The following is an 18,210-nucleotide window of genomic DNA, read 5'->3' on the forward strand; positions in this document are numbered from 1 at the left end:
TGATGCGCGTCGGTGCGGTTTGCCCCGACGGAGCCGTCGCGGATGAGTACTGTGTTCGCGTGGCAATCGCCAGTGACGCGGAACTGGGTCGGGTGCGCCGGCTTCACCAGCTGCGCTCGTACCGGCTCGCGGCGGTCCTCCGGATCGGTGTGGTGGGCCTGATGATCGCTGCGATGATCAGCGGCACCCGGCGCTCCGAGTGGCCTCAGCAAACTGTGCTGATCGTCGCCTACACCGTGGTCGCGCTATGCGCTCTGGCGCTGGCATTTTCACGGAGTCGACGTTGGCTCGGCCGGGGCCGGCTGGTCGGGGCCGCCCGCTTGGAGCCGTTCGCGTTCACCGTCATCGACGTTGTCGTGCTGACGGTCTTCCAAGTGCTGTCAACCAACGGGCTCCACCCGTTGCTGATCATGACGGCCCTGCCGATCTTGATAGGGCTCGATGTCTCGTCCCGGCGGGCGGCGGTGGTGCTGATCTTCTCGATGGTGGGGTTCGGGATCGCGGTGCTCGAGGACCCGGTGATGGTCGGGTCGATCGGCGTCACCGAAGCCACGTTCCGATTCCTGCTCTACGGGTTCTTGTGTGTCACAGCGTTTGTGGCCGTGCGCGTCGAGGAACGGCATACCCGCTCGATCGCCGGGCTCAGCACCCTGCGCGAAGAACTGCTCGCCCAGACGATGACCGCCTCCGACGTGGAGCAGCGCCGGATCTCGGAATCCATCCACGACGGGCCGCTGCAGGACATCCTGGCCGTGCGCCAGGAGCTCGTCGAATTGGATGCGGCGATGCCCGGCGACGAGCGAGTGGGGCGCGCACTGGCCGGACTGCAGATGGCGTCGGAGCGGTTGCGGCAGGCGACCTTCGAGCTGCATCCGGCCGTTCTCGAGCAGGTCGGCCTGGCGGCCGCGGTCCAGCAGTTGGCCACCTTCGCCGCCCGGCGATCGGCTATCGAGATTTCGACGGACATCGACTACCCGATCCGGTCCGACATCGACCCGGTGGTGTTCGGGGTGGCGCGCGAGTTGTTGTCCAACGTCGTGCAGCATTCGCAGGCCCGCAGCGCGTCGGTCACGCTCGGGATCACCGACCAGACCTGCGTGCTGCATGTGATCGATGACGGCGTGGGATTCAACGACGCGACGGTCGCGCGCCGCCTCGGCGAGGGCCACATCGGATTGGCCTCGCACCGGGCCCGCGTGGAGGCCGCCGGGGGAGTCTTCGCCTTTCTCGATGCTCCGGTGGGCACCCACATCTGCGTCGAGTTGCCGATCGCTAAATAAATCACTCGTCGGGTGTGGGCCCTGTGGATGCAATTGCGGCAATTGTCGTGCGTAGGCCCCACACTCAATACCCGTGAACCGCTATCGCAGGTCGACGGACTTCCCGGTGGCGGCGGCATGGCCGGCTCGGTATCCGAAAACCATTGCCGGGCCCAGGGTTCCACCCGCGCCGCCGTAGGCGCGTCCGGTGACTCCGGCCATCGCGTTGCCGGCGGCGAACAGGCCCGGTATCGGTTCACCGTCGACGTGCAGCACGCGCCCGTCGCGGTCGGTGCGCGGTCCGCCCTTGGTGCCCATCGCGCCGATGCACACCGGCACCGCGTAGAAGGGGGCGGTGTCGATCGGGCCGAGGGTTTTCCCGGCGAGTGTGGTCGCGCTGTCGTCGCCCCAATAGCCGTCGTAGGCGCTGGAGCCGCGCCCGAAATCGGGATCGGCGCCTTCGGCGACGTGGCGATTCCAGTCCTCGACGGTGCGGACCAAGCCGGCCGCGTCGATGCCGGTCTTGGCGGCCAGCTCGACGAGGTCCGCGGACTCGCAAAACCACTCCGGAACGCGCTGTCCCGGTTCGGTGCCCAGGAATCCATAGCGCTGCAGGTGGATTGAATCGAACACCATCCACCCGCGGTCGTTGACGTACCCGCCGCGCGGATCGAGGTAGTGGAAGGCGCCGGCCATCGAGTTGTAATCGCACGCCTCGTTGACGAACCGGCGGCCCGCCGAGTTGACGATGATGCTTCTCGGCCGGGTGCGTTCCAGCCGCACGCTGCGGCTGCGTGGCTTGCCTTCGATGGTGTCACCGGGGATCTGGACGATCGGCACCCACCACGCTTCGCCCATGTTGGCCAGGTCGGCGCCGTGCGCCATCGCCATGCGCAGGCCGTCTCCGGTGTTGTTGGGCGGGGACACCGCCCCGTGCATCGGGCCGCGCAGGAATGCCTGGACCAGACCCGGATCCCATTCGAAGCCGCCGACACCCAGGACGACCCCGCGGCGCGCGCGCACGGTGATGGTTCGCTCGGGCACCGCGATGCGCACCCCGACGATCTCGCCGTCCTCGGCGATGAGCTCCTCGGCCCGGGCGTCGGTGTGCGGTGTGACCCCGACGTCGAGCAGCCCCTTGAGCAGGCCCGCAATCAACGCCGTGCCGGCGACGCAGAGGTCGCTGCCCTCGTCGATCGTCACATGCAGGCGCGCCCTGGTTTCGGCGTCGATACCGACGTTGGACCAGTCGGCCGGAAACGAGGTGATCCGCTTGCCCCACTCGCCGATCTGGTTCAGGTCGAACGGTCCCGCGCTCAGTGAGCGGCCCCCGCCGGGCCGTCCACCCGGCAGCTCTGGTCGGTAGTCGGGGAAGCCGGTGGCGATCTCGAAGCGCAGACCGCTGTGTGCCTCGACGAAGTCGAGCATCGCCGGGCCGGTGTGCACGAACGTTTCCACCAACTCGTCGTCCATCGAGCCCAGAGACTGCGCGCGCAGATAACGCAACGCGTCCGCGGGTGTCAATTCGCCGTCGGGGCAACGGTTATGGGCGGGGATCCACACCACGCCCCCCGACACCGCGGTGGTCCCCCCAACGGTCGGCGCCTTCTCGAAGACCTCCACCGAGGCGCCCGCGGCGGCCGCCGACAGGGCGGCGGTGAGCCCGGCGCCGCCGGTGCCGAGCACGACGACGTCGACTTCTTTGTCCCAGGACATGGGCTGCTATCCCTTCAGCTCAGCAGCTCGGACAGCTGCTTCGCGGCTTTGACGACCGCATCTTTTCCGCGCATCACGACGTCTTCCCGGTGCGAGATGAGGTTGATGCAGGTGGGAGGGGACGGGGCCGGGCGGCGCACCGCCACGGCGAGCCCGTAGGTGTTCGGCTCGATCTCTGCGTACGTGGTCACCCAGCCGCGTTCGCGTGCGCGGGTGACCAGCTCTCGTTCCCCCGGGCGCGGCGGCATGCTTGCGAGCAAGGCGATTCCGGCGGCGCCGCGGTTCAGCGGATAGCGGCTGCCTTCGTGGAAGGACAGTTGGTAGGCCACGTGGCTCGGCACGATGACCGCGATGGCCACCTGCTGGTCACCTTCGGCGATGAGCAACGACACGGTGGTGCCGAGTTCGTCGGCCAGCGCGCGCAGCGTCGGGAGGCTGACTTGGCGGACGTTGCGATCGAATGACGCGCCGAGCACCGCGAGCCCGGCCGCGGGCCGGTAGCGACCATCCTCCCCCTTGGCCACCAGCCGGAACTCCGCCAGCGTCGTCAGCAGTCGGTAGGCGATGGTGCGATGCACCCCCATTTGGTCGGCGAGCTGTTGCACCGTGAGCCCGCCGGGGGAGTCCGCGACCATCTGTAGCGCGGTCAGTCCCCTGGCCAGCGTCTGCGAACCCGTTCCCGAACCCGTCACAGCCTTGACAGACCCACGTCCGAGAGCGAAGCTCTATATATAACGCACATCAATGTGCGATATTAGCACACCGGATACGGCAAAAACGAGAACAAGATTTCCCATCTTTCGGCCGGAGAGGAACCGTGGCGGAGTTCGAGAGCATCTGGAGCGATCTCCAGGGCGTCGCGTTCGAGCAGGGCTACCTCGACGCCGGGGGGGTGCGGACCCGCTATCTCCGGGCCGGGGATCCCGGCACGCCGGTGCTGGTGCTGTTACACGGATCCGGCGGCCACGCCGAGGCCTACGTCCGCAACCTGGCCGCGCATGCCGAGCACTTCTGGACGTGGTCGATCGACATGCTGGGGCACGGTTACACCGGCAAGCCGGGCCACCCTCTGGAAGTCCGCCACTACGTCGAGCACCTGATGGCGGTCCTGCGCACCATCGGCGTCGACCGCGCCTCCATCAGCGGTGAGTCGCTGGGCGGCTGGGTGGCCGCCCGCGCCGCCATCGACCACCCCGACGTCGTGGACCGGCTCGTCCTCAACACCGCCGGCGGCTCCCAGGCCGACCCGGTCGTGATGAAGCGGATCATCACCCTGTCGATGGCCGCGGCCGAGGACCCGGCCTGGGAGACGGTGCAGGCACGGATCAAGTGGTTGATGGCCGACAAGTCCAAGGACTACGACGACTTGGTCGCCAGCCGCCAACGCGTCTACCGGCAACCGGGATTCGTCGACGCCATGCGCGACATCATGGCGCTGCAGGATCCGGAGATCCGGGCGCGCAACATCATCGGTCCCGACGAGTACGGCGCGATCACGGCGCCGACGCTGGTGCTGTGGACCAGCGACGACCCCACCGCGGACGTGACGGAGGGCCGCCGCATCGCGTCGATGATCCCCGGCGCGCGCTTCGAGGTGATGCCCGGGTGTGGGCACTGGCCGCAGTACGAGGACCCCAAGACCTTCAATCGTTTGCATCTCGACTTCCTGCTGGGGCGGTGATGGTCGGGGCGGGGCGCGAGCCGGCGGGAATCGAGACCGACGTTGTCGTGGTCGGAGCCGGTCCGGTCGGCCTGACGTTGGCCAACATTCTCGGCCTGCAGGGCATCCGCACGGTGGTGGTCGAAGAACGCGACACCCTGATCGACTATCCGCGCGGGGTCGGGCTCGACGACGAGGCCCTGCGGACATTCCAGTCGATCGGGCTCGCCGACCGGGTGGTGCCGCACACGGTGCCCAATCAGATCCTGCGTTTCGTCGACGCCAAGCGGCGCGTGCTGGCCGAAATGGCCCCGCCCGACGCGCGATTCGGATGGCCGAAGCGCAACGGCTTCGTCCAACCGCTCGTCGACGCCGAATTGCTTGCCGGCCTGGACAGATTCGAGCACGTCGAGGTGTGGTGGGGGCGCCCGATGGCGGCGTGCCAGGAGAGCGACGACGGGGTCACCGTCGAACTCGGCGGGGAGCGCGACCACGAAACGTCCAGCCTGCAAGCGCGTTACGTGGTCGGTTGCGACGGTGGTCGCAGCATGACCCGCCGCATGATGGGTGTCTCTTTCGACGGAACCACCTCGTCGACCCGCTGGCTGGTGGTCGACGTCGCCAACGACCCGCTCGGCCATCCCAACAGCGAGGTCGGCGCCGACCCCGAACGCCCGTACGCCTCGATCTCGATCGCGCACGGAATTCGCCGATTCGAGTTCATGATTCACGCCAACGAGACCGACGAGCAGGCCGAGGACCCGGAGTTCCTGACGCGGATGCTGGCCCGGATGGTGCCCCATCCCGACCGCGTCGACGTGATCCGGCGGCGGGTCTACACGCATCACTCGCGGATCGCCGGCGCGTTCCGCAGGGGCCGCATGTTACTGGCCGGGGACGCCGCGCATCTGATGCCGGTATGGCAGGGCCAGGGCTACAACAGCGGGATCCGGGACGCGGCCAACCTGGGCTGGAAGCTCGCCGCGGTGGTCAGCGGCCGCGCCGACGACAAGCTCCTGGACACCTACGACGTGGAGCGCCGCAAACACGCGCGGGCGATGATCGACCTGTCCACGATGGTGGGTCGCGTGATCTCGCCGACCAACCGCCGGGTGACCGGCGCCCGCGACCTGCTCGTGCGGTCGGCGTCAATTGTGCCGTCGCTCAAGCGGTATGTGCTCGAGATGCGGTTCAAGCCGATGCCGCGCTACGAGCAGGGGGCCGTCGTGCATGGTGCTCCCGGCCGGGCGGATTCGCCGGTGGGCACGCTGTTCATCCAGCCCCGGGTCGATACCCGCGATCGGCAGAACGTGCTGCTGGACGACGTGCTCGGGGACTGGTTCGCGGTGCTGTGCTGGAACAATCACCCCCGCAGGATTCTCGGCGACGTCGCCTTCGCGAACTGGAAAGCGCTGGGCGCCCGGTTCGTTGCGCTGCGGCCGCTGACCCAGCTGCACTGGACCGGACACGACGATCCCGATGTCGTGGTCGTGGGGGACCGCGACGGGGCCGTCAAATCCTGGTTCGACACCCACCAGGAATCGGTGTTGTTCCTGCGTCCCGACCGGTGCGTCGCCGGCGCCTGCATCGCGCAGCGGGCGCCCGACCTGAGCGCCGCGCTCATCGATGCGCTCACGCTCACGCCCCGAGGGGGTGATCCGCAAAGTGGCACTGGCTCTGTGCTGTATGTCGCACAGCCCGCTCCTGAATCTTCCGGGGCCGTCGCGGGACCTGCTTGACGACATCGAAGGCGCGATCGGCGACGCGCGACAATTCGTCGACGACTACGACCCCGAACTCGTCGTCATCTTCTCCCCGGACCACTACAACGGCTTCTTCTACAAGATGATGCCGCCCTTCTGCATCGGTACGAGCGCCACCGGGGTCGGGGACTACGGCACCCACGCCGGCCCGCTCGACGTTCCGGAGAAGCTCGCGACCGAGTGCGCGAAAGCCGTGCTGGACGCGGGCGTCGACATCGCGGTTTCGGCCTGCATGGACGTCGATCACGGCACCGTCCAGCCGCTGGAGAAGCTGTTCGGCGAAGCCACCTCTCGCCCGGTCATACCCGTCTTCATCAACGCGATCGGCGTGCCGCTCGGGCCGATAGGTCGGTGCCGGGCGCTCGGTACCGCCGTCGGCCACTACCTGGCCACGCTGGACAAGCGGGTGCTGCTACTGGGATCCGGTGGGCTGTCCCACAGCCCACCGGTGCCGGCCTTGGCCACCGCGTCGCCGCCGGTGCTCGAGCGCATCGTGCACGGCCGGCCGATGACACCCGAGCAGCGCCAAGCGCGGCAGGCGGCCGTGATCGAGGCGGCCAGGAGCTTCGCCGCCGGCGACAGCGACCTGCAGGAACTGAACCCGGTGTGGGATCAGCGGTTCCTCGAGATCATCGATGGCGGCCGGCTGGGCGAACTCGACCAGTGGTCGAACTCGTTCGTGGCCCACGAGGGCGGCAGCTCCGCGCAGGAGATCCGAACCTGGGTCGCCGCATTCGCGGCGCTGGCGAGCGCGGGCCCCTACGAGACCGTCGGCCGCTACTACAAGCCGGCCGCGGAGTTGATCGCCGGTTTCGCCATCAGGACGGCGGTGCCGAAATGACCGCGGCGCCGGATGGTTTCGACCGCGTCGTCGACGTGCTCGTCGTCGGATCGGGCGGCGGCGGCATGACGGCGGCGCTGACCGCCCAGGCCGCCGGACTGGACACGCTGGTGGTGGAGAAGTCGTCCTTCTTCGGCGGCTCCACCGCCCTGTCCGGCGGCGGCATCTGGGTGCCCGGGGCGCCCGCCCAGCGCAGGGAGGGTTACGCCCCCGAACCCGAACGCGTCGTCGAATACCTGCGCCGGATCACCGACGGACTGGTCAGCGAGGCGCGCATCCGGCAGTACGTCGAGTCCGCCCCGAAGATGCTGGAGTTCCTCGAACGGCTCTCGGGGTGGTGTGAGTTCGTCTGGAAGCCCGGCTATGCCGACTATTACCCGGAACTGCCCGGCGGATCCGAACTCGGCAGCACGATCAACGTGCCGCCCATCGACCTGCGCACGCTCGGCCGCGACGAGCAGCGGCTGCTGCAACCCCTGGCGCTGGCCCCGAAGGGAATCTGGCTGGGGCCCAAGGAGCTTCGCACGTTCTACCGCATCCGGCAGTCGTGGGCCGGCAAGGGGGTGCTGCTGAAGCTGATCGCGCGGATGGTCCGGGCGCGGGTTTTCGGCGAGCGCATGGCGGCCATCGGCCAATCGCTGGCCGCCCGGCTCCGGTTGACCATGCGCGAACGCGGCATCCCGCTGTGGCTGGACTCGCCGATGACCGAGTTGCTCACCGACGCCGCGGGATCGGTGACCGGTGTGGCGGTCGGGCGGGACGGGGATATCCGGCGGATCGGGGCGCGGCTCGGCGTCATCCTGGCGTCCGGTGGCTTCGACCACGATCTGGCCTGGCGCAAGGAACTCCTGCCCGTCGTGGACCAGGACTGGAGCTTCGGAAATCCCGCCGCCATGGGTGACGGCATCCGTGCGGCCCAAAAGCTCGGTGCGGCGACGGAACTGCTCGACGAGGCATGGTGGTTTCCCGCCATTCAATGGCCGGACGGCCGCATGCAGTTCATGCTCAACGAGCGCATGATGCCCGCGCAGTTCATCGTCAACGGCGACGGCAAGCGCTTCATCAACGAGGCGGCGCCCTACATGGACTTCGGCCACGCGATGATCGACGGCCAGCAATCGGGGGTCACCCACATCCCCTGCTGGTTGATCACCGACCACCGGTCGTGGAATCGCTACGTCATCGGCGGGCACCTGCCGATACCGAAAATCCCGGGCGCGCCGGTGCCCACCGGGCGCCGGGTCCCGGCGGCCTGGCTGGAATCGGGCGTGGTCAAGGCGGCCATGACGTGGCAGGAAATGGCGGACAGGATCGGTGTGCCGGCCGCGAACCTGGCCGAAACCGCCCGCCGATTCAACGAACTCGCCCGCACGGGCCACGACGACGACTTCAACCGCGGGGACAGCGTCTACGACAACTACTACGGCGACCCGACGCTGCCCAACCCGAACCTGTTCCCGCTGGGCAACCCGCCGTACTACGCCTTCCGGATCGTCCTCGGCGATCTCGGGACGTCGGGTGGCCTGCGGACCGACGAACACGCGCGGGTGCTTCGCGACGACGACACCGTGGTGCCGGGGCTCTACGCGGTGGGTAACACCGCGGCCCCGGTGATGGGGCGTAGCTACGCCGGCGCGGGGGCGACCATCGGCCCGGCGATGACCTTCGGCTTCGTCGCGGCGAATCACATTGCCGCACATGCGGCCAAACGGACCCTTAGTTCTCATAGGAGGTAACGATGAAAATCTCGCTGTTCTACGAGTTCGCCCTGCCGCGGCCGTGGGCGCCCGACGACGAACACGTCATGATGCAGGAGTGTCTCGACGAGGTCGAGGCCGCCGACAAGGCGGGCTTCTCCACCGTGTGGCTGACCGAACACCACTTCCTCGAGGAGTACTGCCACTCGACGGCACCGGAGATCTTCCTGGCCGCGGCCAGCCAGCGCACCAAGGACATCCGCCTGGGGTTCGGCATCATGCACCTGCCCCCGGTGGTCAACCACCCCGCCCGGGTAGCCGAACGCATCGCCACCTTGGACCTGCTCTCCAACGGCCGCGTCGAGTTCGGCACCGGCGAATCGTCGTCCGTCGGTGAACTCGGCGGATTCAACATCGACCCCGCCGACAAGCGCGCCCAATGGGAGGAGGCGCTCGAGGTCTCGATCCGCTGCATGATCGAGGAACCGTTCGCCGGCTTCAACGGCCAACACGTCCAGATGCCGGCGCGCAACGTCGTTCCCAAGCCGCTGCAGAAGCCGCATCCACCCGTCTGGGTCGCCTGCACCCGGCCGGCGAGCGTGCAAATGGCCGCCCAAAAAGCGATCGGCGCACTGAGTTTCGCCTACACCGGTCCCGGGCCGCTGACCGAGCGGGTGAACGGCTACTACAAGGAGTTCGAAGAGAGCGGCGTTCCCGTCACACCCCGGATCAACCCGAACATCCTGGCCATCGGGGGCGACCTGTCGATGATGGTCGCCAAGACCGACGAGCAGGCGCTGCAACGGCTGGGGAAGGGCGGCGGATTCTTCTCGTTCGGGATCATGCACTACTACATGACGGGCGTGCACACCCCCGGGCGGACCGGCGTGTGGAAGCGGTATCTCGAAGAGGTGGAAAAGGATCCGACGCTGGCCTACGGGCCCGGGCGCGGCGCGATCGGGTCGCCGGCGACCGTCCGGGAATTCCTGCGCGGGTACGAGGAGAGCGGTGTCGACGAGATCATCCTGCTGCTCAACCCGCGCAGCCACGAGGGCACCATGGAATCCATCGAGCTGATGGGCTCCGAGGTGCTGCCCGAGTTCATCGAACGCGACGCCAAGGCGGTCGCCGAGAAGGCGAAGCGGCTGGAACCCGTCATCGAGAAGGTGGAAGCGCGGCGGCCGGCACCGACCGCGCCGCAGTTCGACGAGAAATACTCGTTCGGCGGCCTGCCCACCGGTCGGGGCGGTAAGTTCACCGCCAGCGAGATCCCCGAAGCCATGGCGGAGATCAACGAGGGCCGCGTCCAGGCGGCGCAGCGGCTGAAAGAACAGCAGCAGAAGAAGTGACCCCGGACGGTCGCTGAATGAGGAGCCGGTCTTGGGATCGATCGACGAGCTCTGGCGCTACGACGGCCGCCGCGCGGTGGTGACCGGATGCGCCTCGGGCATCGGCGGACACGTGGTGCGCCAGCTCAGCGAACTCGGCGCGGACGTCATTGGGCTGGACAAGCGTCGACCCGATATCCCGCTCAACGACTTTCGTGAGACGGACCTGGCCGACCCGGGATCGATCGATGAGGCCGCAGCGGCGATCGGCGGGCCGGTCGACGCACTGTTCAACGTCGCCGGCCTCTCGTCCGGGATCGGTGACCCGGTGCTCGTCGCCACAGTCAACTTCCTGGGCCTGCGTCAGTTGACCGAGGCGCTGGTCCCCAAGATGGCTGCGGGATCCTCGATCGTGAGCGTCTCCTCGCTCGCGGCCGCCGCCTACCGCGAACATGCGGCTGCGGTGGCGCCTCTGCTCAACACCGCGACAATGCGGGAAGGCATCGATTGGTGTCACGCCAATCGCGAGGGCTTGGGCAACGGTTACCAACTGTCCAAAGAGGCGATCATCTTCTACACCATGCGAAGCGCTACACCGCTGGGGGCCAAGGGCATCCGCATCAACTGCACCGGCCCGGGGGTCACCGAGACGCCCATCCTCGACCAGCTTCGGACGGCCTACGGGCAGGGTTTCCTGGACGACATCCCGAAGCCGTTGGGTCGGGTATCCGGCCCCGCCGAGCAAGCCGCGGTGTTGCTCTTCTTGAACAGTGCTGCGGCGAGCTATATCACGGGACAGGTCATCTGGGTCGACGGTGGAAATGTGGGCGCCGCTATCGCTCGTGAACTCGAGGAAGGAGCCCCGTGGCCGACTTGACTGATTTTCGCCGGGTCGCGCGTGACGTCTCTAATTGGGGACGGTGGGGAGACGACGACGAGCTCGGCACACTGAACTTCATTACCGAGGATAAGATCGCCCGGGCCGCGAGCCTGGTCCGGCATGGCAAGGTGTTTCCGCTCGGGGTCGACTTCGGCTCGTCGGGACCGCAGGGCGCCTTCGGCTTTCGGCACAACCCCATGCTTCTTATGACCGTGGACGGTGGGGATGCGAGCTCGCTTGCCCAATATGGTCCCGGGTGGACGCAAAACGCGACAGCGAAGCAGTTGGGTAACTACTTCGTCGACAACCTGTTTCGCTTCAACGAAGACATGATCATCATGCCGCTGCAGGCGGCCACCCAGTGGGATGCGTTCTCACACGTCTACTACGAAGGCAAGCTCTACAACGGCTTCTCGTCGGGCTCCGTGACGAGTATGGGGGCCTACCACTGCAGCATCGACAAGGTCGACGTCAAGGGCATCACCTCGCGTGGCGTGCTGCTGGACCTCGTCCGCCACCGCAACGCGGAGGTCTTCCTCGAACAGGGCAATCCGATCACCCCCGAAGAACTCGATGACGTCGTTCGTGCGCAGGGCGTGACGATCGAGAGGGGCGACATCGTTCTGATCCGGACCGGTTGGTGGACCAGGTTCTTGCAGACCGGTAACAAGACGGAGCCCTTCTCCGGTCTGCACTGGCGCTGCGCCTCGTGGCTGCACGACCACGAGGTCGCGGCGGTCGCCTCGGACAACCTCCAGGTCGAGGACCCGGTGTCCGATGTCGAGGGCGCATTTCTACCCTTGCATCTGCTGTGCCTGCGCGACATGGGGCTCATGCTCGGCGAGTACTGGGACCTGACCGGGCTCGCAAACGATTGCGCCGCCGACGGCGTCTACGAGTTCCAGCTCATTGCACCGCCTCTGAGATTCGTTGGGGCAGTGGGCTCTCCGGTCAACCCGATCGCGATCAAGTGATGGACTTTCACTGCAGGACCACGCTGGTCGACGGCCTGGTCACCGGCTACTTGGAGGCCGGTGAAGGCGATCCGGTGGTGCTGCTGCACGGCGGCGAGTTCGGTGCCGGCGCCGAACTCGGCTGGGAACGCAACATCGCCGCGCTGGCCGCTCGGTACCGGGTGCTGGCACCGGACCAGCTGGGCTTCGGGCAGTCGGCGAAGGTCATCGATTTCGTCGACGGGCGCGGAATGCGTATTCGGCACGTGGCACGGTTCTGCGAGCTGCTCGGCGTCGAGTCGGCGCACTTCGTGGGCAACTCGATGGGCGCCATCAATCTGCTCACCGACGCCACCTCGGACACACCGCGGCTGCCCGCCCGCAGCCTGGCGATCATCTGCGGGGGCGGCGAGATTCAGCAGAACCAGCACTTCGAAGCGCTACAGCAATACGACGCGACGCTGCCGGGTATGCGGCGCATCGTCGAGGCCCTGTTTCATGACCCGGCCTATCCCGCCGACGACGAATACGTGCGGCGCCGCTACGAGTCGAGCACCGCACCGGGGGCATGGGAGGCGATCGCCGCGGCCCGGTTTCGTCGCCCGGGTGCCGCTTCTTCCGCCACGCCCTCGAGTGCCCGGCCGTACGAACGCATCACGGTGCCCACCCTGGTCGTGGAGGGGGGAGCCGACAAGTTGCTCCCGGCCGGCTGGGCCGCCCAGATCGCCAAGGCGATCGACGGCGCCCGGTCGGTCGTCGTCGACAAGGCCGGACACTGCCCGCAGATCGAGCAGTCGACCACGGTGAACCGGCTGCTGCTCGACTTCCTCGCCGACGCCTGAGGCTCAGAACACGTAGTCCAGCCGGGTCTGCATGCCGGCCTCTTGGTGATAGGTGTTGTGGCAGTGCAACTGCCACAGGCCCGGATTGTCGGCCACCAGCACGGCGAGCAGCTTCTGCTTGGGCAGCACCATGAGGGTGTCCTTGCGCGCACCGGGACTACCGTCGGCCTTGATCAGCTGAAACGTGTGGCCGTGCAGGTGCATCGGGTGATACATCATCGTGGTGTTGTCGAACGTGATGGTGGGCCGATCGCCCTGGCGGATGTGCAACGGCTCGGTGTCGCTGTAGGGCTTTCCGTTGATCGTCCAGTTGTATTGGGTCATGTTGCCGCCCAGCACGACCGGGAGGTTCAGGCCGGGCTGCGGCCGGCCCAGGTTGACCGGCGTTGTCGCGGTGAACATTTCCACCGTGCCCACCCGTCGGTCGAGTTCGGCCGGGTGGAACCCCGGGTCGGGTGCGCTGCCCGCGCCGGTGGACAGCAGCGTTCGTGCCAGGGCGTTCTTCCCTTCGGCGAGCGCGACCAGCGGAAAAACACCGTCGGCTGCGGTCACGATGACGTCGTAGCGCTCGGCCATGCCGATGAGCAGGGCGTCGACCCGGACCGGCACCACGGGATAACCGTCGGTATGCGTGACCGTCATCGAATGGCCGGCCAGCGCGACGCGAAACGTGGTGTCGGAGCCGGCGTTGATGAAGCGGATCCGGATGCGCTGTCCCGGCTTGGCGTTGAAGGTCATGGGCGCGGCGGGAATTCGGCCGTTGACCAAGTAGTAGGGGTAGGCGATGTCCCCGGCGTCGCCGCCGAGCAGATCGCTTCTGCCGACGCCGCCCCCCGGCGCCGCGGCCGGCGAAGCCGGCGGGCCGCTCGAGGTGGTGCTGGTCGACGTTGACGAGGTCTCACCGGTCGACGACGTGGTGGTCGGCGTCTCACTGGTCGTGGTGGTGCCAGTGGTGGTCGCGCTCGTCGTGGTCTGGGGGGCGCTAGGCGGGCCGGGCTTGTTGGGGCTGGTCAGTTCGGTGTAGAGCTGCTGCGGCGACTTCCCGACGCCGTCGGTCCAATCATCAAGGACGACAATCCATTCGGCGTCATAGTCGCCTTCGGTCGGGTCGTCGACGATGACCGGCAGGTAAAGGCCCGTGTCGGCGTCCAGACCGGTGTGCGGATGCGCCCAGTAGGTGCCGGCGTCCGGGACGGAGAACCGGTAGGTGAAGTCCTGGCCGGCGGGGATGTTGGGGGTGGCGGGCGCGGCGCCGTCCATGTCGTTGCGCAGCGCGATGCCGTGCCAGTGCACCGACGTCGGGCGGTCGAGCCGATTCGACACCGTCACCGCCAGCTCGTCGCCGATCCTGGCCCGGATCGGTGAGCCCGGGATGGCGTTGCCGTAGGCCAGGGTGCGCACGACCGGGCCGCCGAGGTCGACCTGAACCTGCTGGGCGGTCAGCCTGGCGGTGACGGTGCGGCCGCTGTGCGGCCGGGCGGCCTCGGCCGCGGCGATGGCGGCGGCCAGCTGAGCGTTGCCGGACGGCGGGGGCTTGGACTGACTGCACGCCGCCAGTGCGAATCCGCCGGCGATGCCGGCGGCGATGAATCCGCGCCTGGTGAGCCGACCGCCGGGGACGGTGGTCTCGCTCGTGGGAAGCACAGACATACCGCTCCTCGTCGTCGTCGATCACTGGCGATCTATACGCTGCTCGGCCACGGGTCTCAGCGCAACTACCTTTGCGGTTGATGTCGAGATTGCCGCCAAGGTCGTGCCGTCAATGGCAACCACGGCGCCGACGGCAATCTCGAGATGGCGGGGTCCCTACTGTGCGCCGCTGGGCGCCTGGGAAGCCATCCATTCGCTGAACGTGGTGGGGTAGACGACGACGTCTTCGCCATCGACGGGAACGATGCTGCGGTCATCGAGCACCGCACCGTAGTAGCGGGCGTCATTGTCGGTGACCACCTGGCGCTCATCGCCGGTCACGGCGAACCGGGTCCGGATGAAATCGTCCATGCCGCGCTTCTCGGGGCCGGCGATGTTGGTCAGCCCATTGACCGGGTCACCGGTCGTCGCGCGGGTCACCGCCGTGGCGACATCCGCGGCGGCGATCGGCTGGAACGCCCCGTGCGGCGCGCGGACGGTGTCGCCGTCGGTCATCGAATCGGCAATGCCGTCAACGAATTCGAAGAACTGGGTCGCCCGCACGATCGAGTACGGGGCTCCCGATTCCACGATTTCTTTCTCCTGGGCGATTTTGGCTCGCATGTAGCCACTTTCGGCCGTCCGGTCCGCCCCCACAATCGAGAGCGCGACGTGATGCTGCACGCCGGCCGCCCGCTCCGCCTCGAGGAGGTTGCGGGTCGAGGTGGTGAAGAAGTTCAGAACGTCCTCGTCGGCCCAGGACGGCGAATTGGAGACGTCGACAACCGTGTGGACACCGGCCAACGCTTCGGCAACCCCTTCGCCCGTCACGGCGTTGACCCCCGACCTCGGCGAGGCCGGGACGGCCTCGTGGCCCAGCTCGGTGAGCTGGGCGACGACCTGTGATCCGATGAGTCCGCTGCCCCCGACGACCAAGACCTTCATGACCACGCCTCCCGCGTCTCCCGATGAACCGGCCCACTCAGCATGGCGCTTGCACAGGCGGTGCGGAACCCTCAATGTCTGCGCGAGGCGATGCCGAGGGACGGCAGTCCTTAAATCAACTGCTTGACTTAACGCTCGCGGCACCGATTAACTCGTCGGGTGGTCAACGAATTGGATGGCAAGGTCGCCATCGTCACCGGCGGTGCGTCCGGCATCGGCCGCGGGATCGTGGAGCGGTTTGCGGCCGAGGGGGCCCGGGTCGTCATCGCCGACATCGAGGCCGACCGGGGGGAGGAGTTGGCCGCCACGCTGGGCCCTCAAGTCCTGTTCAGGAGGACGGACGTCTCCGATCCCGAACAGGTCGGCGCGCTCGTCGCCACCACCGTCGAGAAATTCGGCGGACTGGACGTCATGGTGAACAACGCCGGGATCTCCAGCCCGCTGCGCCGGCTGCTCGACGACGACCTGTCCGACTTCCACCGCGTGATGGGGGTCAACGTGCTGGGGGTGATGGCCGGTACCCGCGATGCCGCCCGACAGATGGCCGACCGCGGCGGCGGGTCGATCATCAACCTCACGTCGATCGGCGGGATCCAGGCGGGCGGTGGCGTGATGATCTACCGCGCCTCGAAGGCGGCGGTCATCCAGTTCACCAAGTCCGCGGCAATTGAGCTGGCGGGCCACGAGATTCGGGTCAACGCGATAGCGCCGGGCAGCATCCCGACGCCGATCCTGGCGTCGTCGGCGGTCGACGTGGACCCGGCCGAGCTGGCGCGGTTCGAGGCGCGGATTCGCCAGGGGATGCGTGACGACCGGCCACTGAAGCGGGAGGGCACGCCAGACGACGTCGCCGAGGCGGCGCTGTACTTCGCCACCGATCGGTCGAGGTATGTCACCGGCGCCGTGCTGCCGGTCGACGGCGGGACCTCCGCCGGCAAGGTGATCCGCTCGCGCAGGAGCGAGTGAGGTTGCGCGTCAGGGCTCTTTCGCGGGATGTCCCGCGTGGGTTTCCAGCCGCAGCTTGGCCAGCGCCTCCGCGCGCTCGAGGTCCTCGGTGCCGGCGCTTTCCGCGATCATGCTGTGGGAATGCGTCAGCACGCTCAACACCGCCTCGCTGGGAAGGTCGGGGAACTGGCGCGCCAGCACCTCGGCCGCCCTCCGCAACTCGAAGAGTTTGGGATACGCCCGTTCCGCCGGCGTCGGCGGCACCACGCGGGTGACGTCCTGGGCGTGCTGCAACACCGCGATCGTCTTCTTGCCGTCCTTGATCGGCGAATTCATCGGGGTCCAAACCTTATAGACGAACTCGCCCGGAACCTGCGGGTCGGGAATGTCGTAGCGCTGCACACCCAGCCAATGCCGGACGCCGCGGCGAAGGACGAACTCCAGCGACGCCGAGACGTTGGCCACGCCGTCCGCTTCCGGGTCGGCCGGGTTGTCGGGGAAGGCGTCGAACAGCTGGCGGCCGAGCAGATTCTCCCGCGGGTGCCCCGACACGCGTTCGCAGGCCGCGTTCACCGCGCGGATTCGCCAGTCCGCATCGCACAACAGGTACGGCGCCCACTTCGACTGAAACCATGCCGAGCCCTCGATCGCCGAGACACGGTTGGCTGACAACATGGCTTACCCCCACCAGTCCTTCACTGTCCTGACACCACCACGCTCCCGACGCAAGAGCCATCGTGACCCGGTCGGACCCACTCCGGCGAGGGACCTTTGTCACCCGATGTTCGCCAAGTGGCATCCAGACGACGGCCGCCGATGCAGCCCGGGAAATTAAATCAATCGCTTGACTTAATCGAAGGGCCGCGGTTGACTAGCCGGGTGACCACCATCGGCCGGCCCGTTCGCACCGAGCGGGCCAGCTCCACCCAGGAAGCGATCTTGGTTGCGGCCGAGCGCCTCTACGCCGAGCACGGCATGTTCGCGGTATCGAACCGGCAGGTGAGCGAGGCCGCCGGCCAAGGCAATAACGCCGCCGTCGGCTACCACTTCGGCACGAAGGCCGACCTGGTCCGGGCGATCGAACACAAGCACCGCGGACCGGTCGAGCGGCTGCGCGAGCAGATGGTGGCCGAGTTGCTCGAGTCGGGTGGTTCCGCCGAATTGAGGGACTGGGTGGCCTGCCTGGTGCGTCCCCTCACCGATCACCTGGAGGAGCTCGGCAATCCCACCTGGTACGCGCGGTTCGCGGCGCAGGCGATGACCGATCCCGCGTACTACCACATCATCGTCAAGGGCGCCCTGAGCTCGCCTTCCCTGGTGCAGGTCGTCGAGGGCATCAACCGCTGCCTGCCGGACCTGCCGGCCGAGGTGCACTTCGAACGAAACATCATGGCCCGCAACCTGTTGATGCATACCTGCGCCGACCGGGAACGCGCGCTCGCCGCGGGCGCCTCACCGCCCCGGCGTTCCTGGCGGGCCGCCGCGTCGGGCCTCATCGATGCGATCGTGGGCCTGTGGCTGGCGCCCGTGACGCCGTACCAGTGAAAGGTCTGCAGATGAAAGTGACTGTCGACCAAGACGCATGCGCCTCGTCGGGGAACTGCGTGATGAACGCCCCCGACGTGTTCGACCAGCGCGACGACGACGGCGTCGTCGTTCTGCTCAACCCCAATCCGTCGGCCGAGCAGGCCGAGGGCGCGCGGCGAGCCGCCGCGGCGTGCCCCGCGCTGGCCATTCACATCGAGGAATGAG

17 protein-coding genes are annotated in these 18,210 nt (G+C 67.8%); 12 read left to right on the top strand and 5 right to left on the bottom strand.

The genetic code is table 11. The annotated features are described in order from the left end of the window. The first annotated feature begins 59 nt into the window (after positions 1-59). Positions 60-1,280, top strand: a complete 1,221-nt coding sequence (locus U8D42_RS00775) for a sensor histidine kinase (RefSeq protein WP_322861008.1) — start codon at positions 60-62, stop codon at positions 1,278-1,280. 81 nt (positions 1,281-1,361) lie between these two features. On the opposite strand, the gene U8D42_RS00780 is transcribed toward U8D42_RS00775, so the two are convergent. Both U8D42_RS00780 and U8D42_RS00785 read right to left on the bottom strand, forming a co-directional pair. Continuing rightward, positions 1,362-2,975, bottom strand: coding sequence for an FAD-dependent oxidoreductase (locus U8D42_RS00780; RefSeq protein WP_322861007.1), 1,614 nt, complete (start codon positions 2,973-2,975; stop codon positions 1,362-1,364). Positions 2,976-2,989: 14 nt separating this feature from the next. Beyond that, positions 2,990-3,667: an IclR family transcriptional regulator gene (locus U8D42_RS00785; protein WP_322861006.1), complete on the bottom strand. Its 678-nt coding sequence runs from the start codon at positions 3,665-3,667 to the stop codon at positions 2,990-2,992. A 125-nt stretch (positions 3,668-3,792) separates the two neighbouring features. Here U8D42_RS00785 and U8D42_RS00790 point away from each other — a divergent pair, with 125 nt between their 5' ends. Genes U8D42_RS00790 through U8D42_RS00825 form a run of 8 tightly spaced genes read left to right on the top strand, consistent with a single transcriptional unit; the run spans position 3,793 to position 12,939 of the window. Then, the gene (locus U8D42_RS00790; RefSeq protein ID WP_090418190.1) at positions 3,793-4,656 is read left to right on the top strand and encodes an alpha/beta fold hydrolase; all 864 of its coding nucleotides are present in this window, start codon (positions 3,793-3,795) and stop codon (positions 4,654-4,656) included. Further along, positions 4,656-6,374: a bifunctional 3-(3-hydroxy-phenyl)propionate/3-hydroxycinnamic acid hydroxylase gene (locus U8D42_RS00795; RefSeq protein WP_322861005.1), complete on the top strand. Its 1,719-nt coding sequence runs from the start codon at positions 4,656-4,658 to the stop codon at positions 6,372-6,374. Before U8D42_RS00790 ends, U8D42_RS00795 begins: the two co-directional genes overlap by 1 nt. Further along, complete coding sequence (locus U8D42_RS00800; RefSeq protein ID WP_322861004.1) at positions 6,322-7,239, top strand: 3-carboxyethylcatechol 2,3-dioxygenase; 918 nt, start codon at positions 6,322-6,324, stop codon at positions 7,237-7,239. Before U8D42_RS00795 ends, U8D42_RS00800 begins: the two co-directional genes overlap by 53 nt. Beyond that, on the top strand, positions 7,236-8,975 hold the full coding sequence (locus tag U8D42_RS00805) for an FAD-binding protein (RefSeq protein ID WP_322861003.1): 1,740 nt from the start codon (positions 7,236-7,238) through the stop codon (positions 8,973-8,975). The genes U8D42_RS00800 and U8D42_RS00805 overlap by 4 nt, the downstream gene beginning before the upstream one ends. A 2-nt stretch (positions 8,976-8,977) precedes the next feature. Continuing rightward, positions 8,978-10,285, top strand: coding sequence for an LLM class flavin-dependent oxidoreductase (locus U8D42_RS00810; RefSeq protein WP_090418178.1), 1,308 nt, complete (start codon positions 8,978-8,980; stop codon positions 10,283-10,285). Positions 10,286-10,316: 31 nt separating this feature from the next. Beyond that, on the top strand, positions 10,317-11,141 hold the full coding sequence (locus U8D42_RS00815; protein ID WP_322861002.1) for a coniferyl-alcohol dehydrogenase: 825 nt from the start codon (positions 10,317-10,319) through the stop codon (positions 11,139-11,141). Continuing rightward, complete coding sequence (locus U8D42_RS00820) at positions 11,129-12,118, top strand: cyclase family protein (RefSeq protein WP_322861001.1); 990 nt, start codon at positions 11,129-11,131, stop codon at positions 12,116-12,118. The genes U8D42_RS00815 and U8D42_RS00820 overlap by 13 nt, the downstream gene beginning before the upstream one ends. Further along, positions 12,118-12,939, top strand: a complete 822-nt coding sequence (locus U8D42_RS00825; RefSeq protein ID WP_322861000.1) for an alpha/beta fold hydrolase — start codon at positions 12,118-12,120, stop codon at positions 12,937-12,939. The genes U8D42_RS00820 and U8D42_RS00825 overlap by 1 nt, the downstream gene beginning before the upstream one ends. A 3-nt stretch (positions 12,940-12,942) precedes the next feature. Here the strand turns inward: U8D42_RS00825 and U8D42_RS00830 are convergent, their stop codons facing one another. Both U8D42_RS00830 and U8D42_RS00835 read right to left on the bottom strand, forming a co-directional pair. Then, the gene (locus tag U8D42_RS00830) at positions 12,943-14,589 is read right to left on the bottom strand and encodes a multicopper oxidase family protein (protein ID WP_322860999.1); all 1,647 of its coding nucleotides are present in this window, start codon (positions 14,587-14,589) and stop codon (positions 12,943-12,945) included. A 156-nt stretch (positions 14,590-14,745) separates the two neighbouring features. Continuing rightward, positions 14,746-15,513: an SDR family oxidoreductase gene (locus U8D42_RS00835; protein WP_322860998.1), complete on the bottom strand. Its 768-nt coding sequence runs from the start codon at positions 15,511-15,513 to the stop codon at positions 14,746-14,748. 159 nt (positions 15,514-15,672) lie between these two features. Between U8D42_RS00835 and U8D42_RS00840 the strand changes: the two genes are divergently transcribed. Then, positions 15,673-16,479, top strand: a complete 807-nt coding sequence (locus U8D42_RS00840) for an SDR family NAD(P)-dependent oxidoreductase (protein ID WP_322860997.1) — start codon at positions 15,673-15,675, stop codon at positions 16,477-16,479. Positions 16,480-16,488: 9 nt separating this feature from the next. Here the strand turns inward: U8D42_RS00840 and U8D42_RS00845 are convergent, their stop codons facing one another. Continuing rightward, positions 16,489-17,133: a PAS domain-containing protein gene (locus tag U8D42_RS00845; protein ID WP_322860996.1), complete on the bottom strand. Its 645-nt coding sequence runs from the start codon at positions 17,131-17,133 to the stop codon at positions 16,489-16,491. 204 nt (positions 17,134-17,337) lie between these two features. Here U8D42_RS00845 and U8D42_RS00850 point away from each other — a divergent pair, with 204 nt between their 5' ends. Then, positions 17,338-18,003, top strand: a complete 666-nt coding sequence (locus U8D42_RS00850) for a TetR family transcriptional regulator (protein WP_322860995.1) — start codon at positions 17,338-17,340, stop codon at positions 18,001-18,003. 11 nt (positions 18,004-18,014) lie between these two features. Further along, on the top strand, positions 18,015-18,209 hold the full coding sequence (locus tag U8D42_RS00855) for a ferredoxin (RefSeq protein ID WP_085242455.1): 195 nt from the start codon (positions 18,015-18,017) through the stop codon (positions 18,207-18,209). Position 18,210: the final 1 nt, after the last annotated feature.

This window comes from Mycobacterium europaeum, from assembly GCF_034555895.2.
In the GTDB taxonomy this organism is placed as follows: Bacteria; Actinomycetota; Actinomycetes; order Mycobacteriales; family Mycobacteriaceae; genus Mycobacterium; species Mycobacterium europaeum.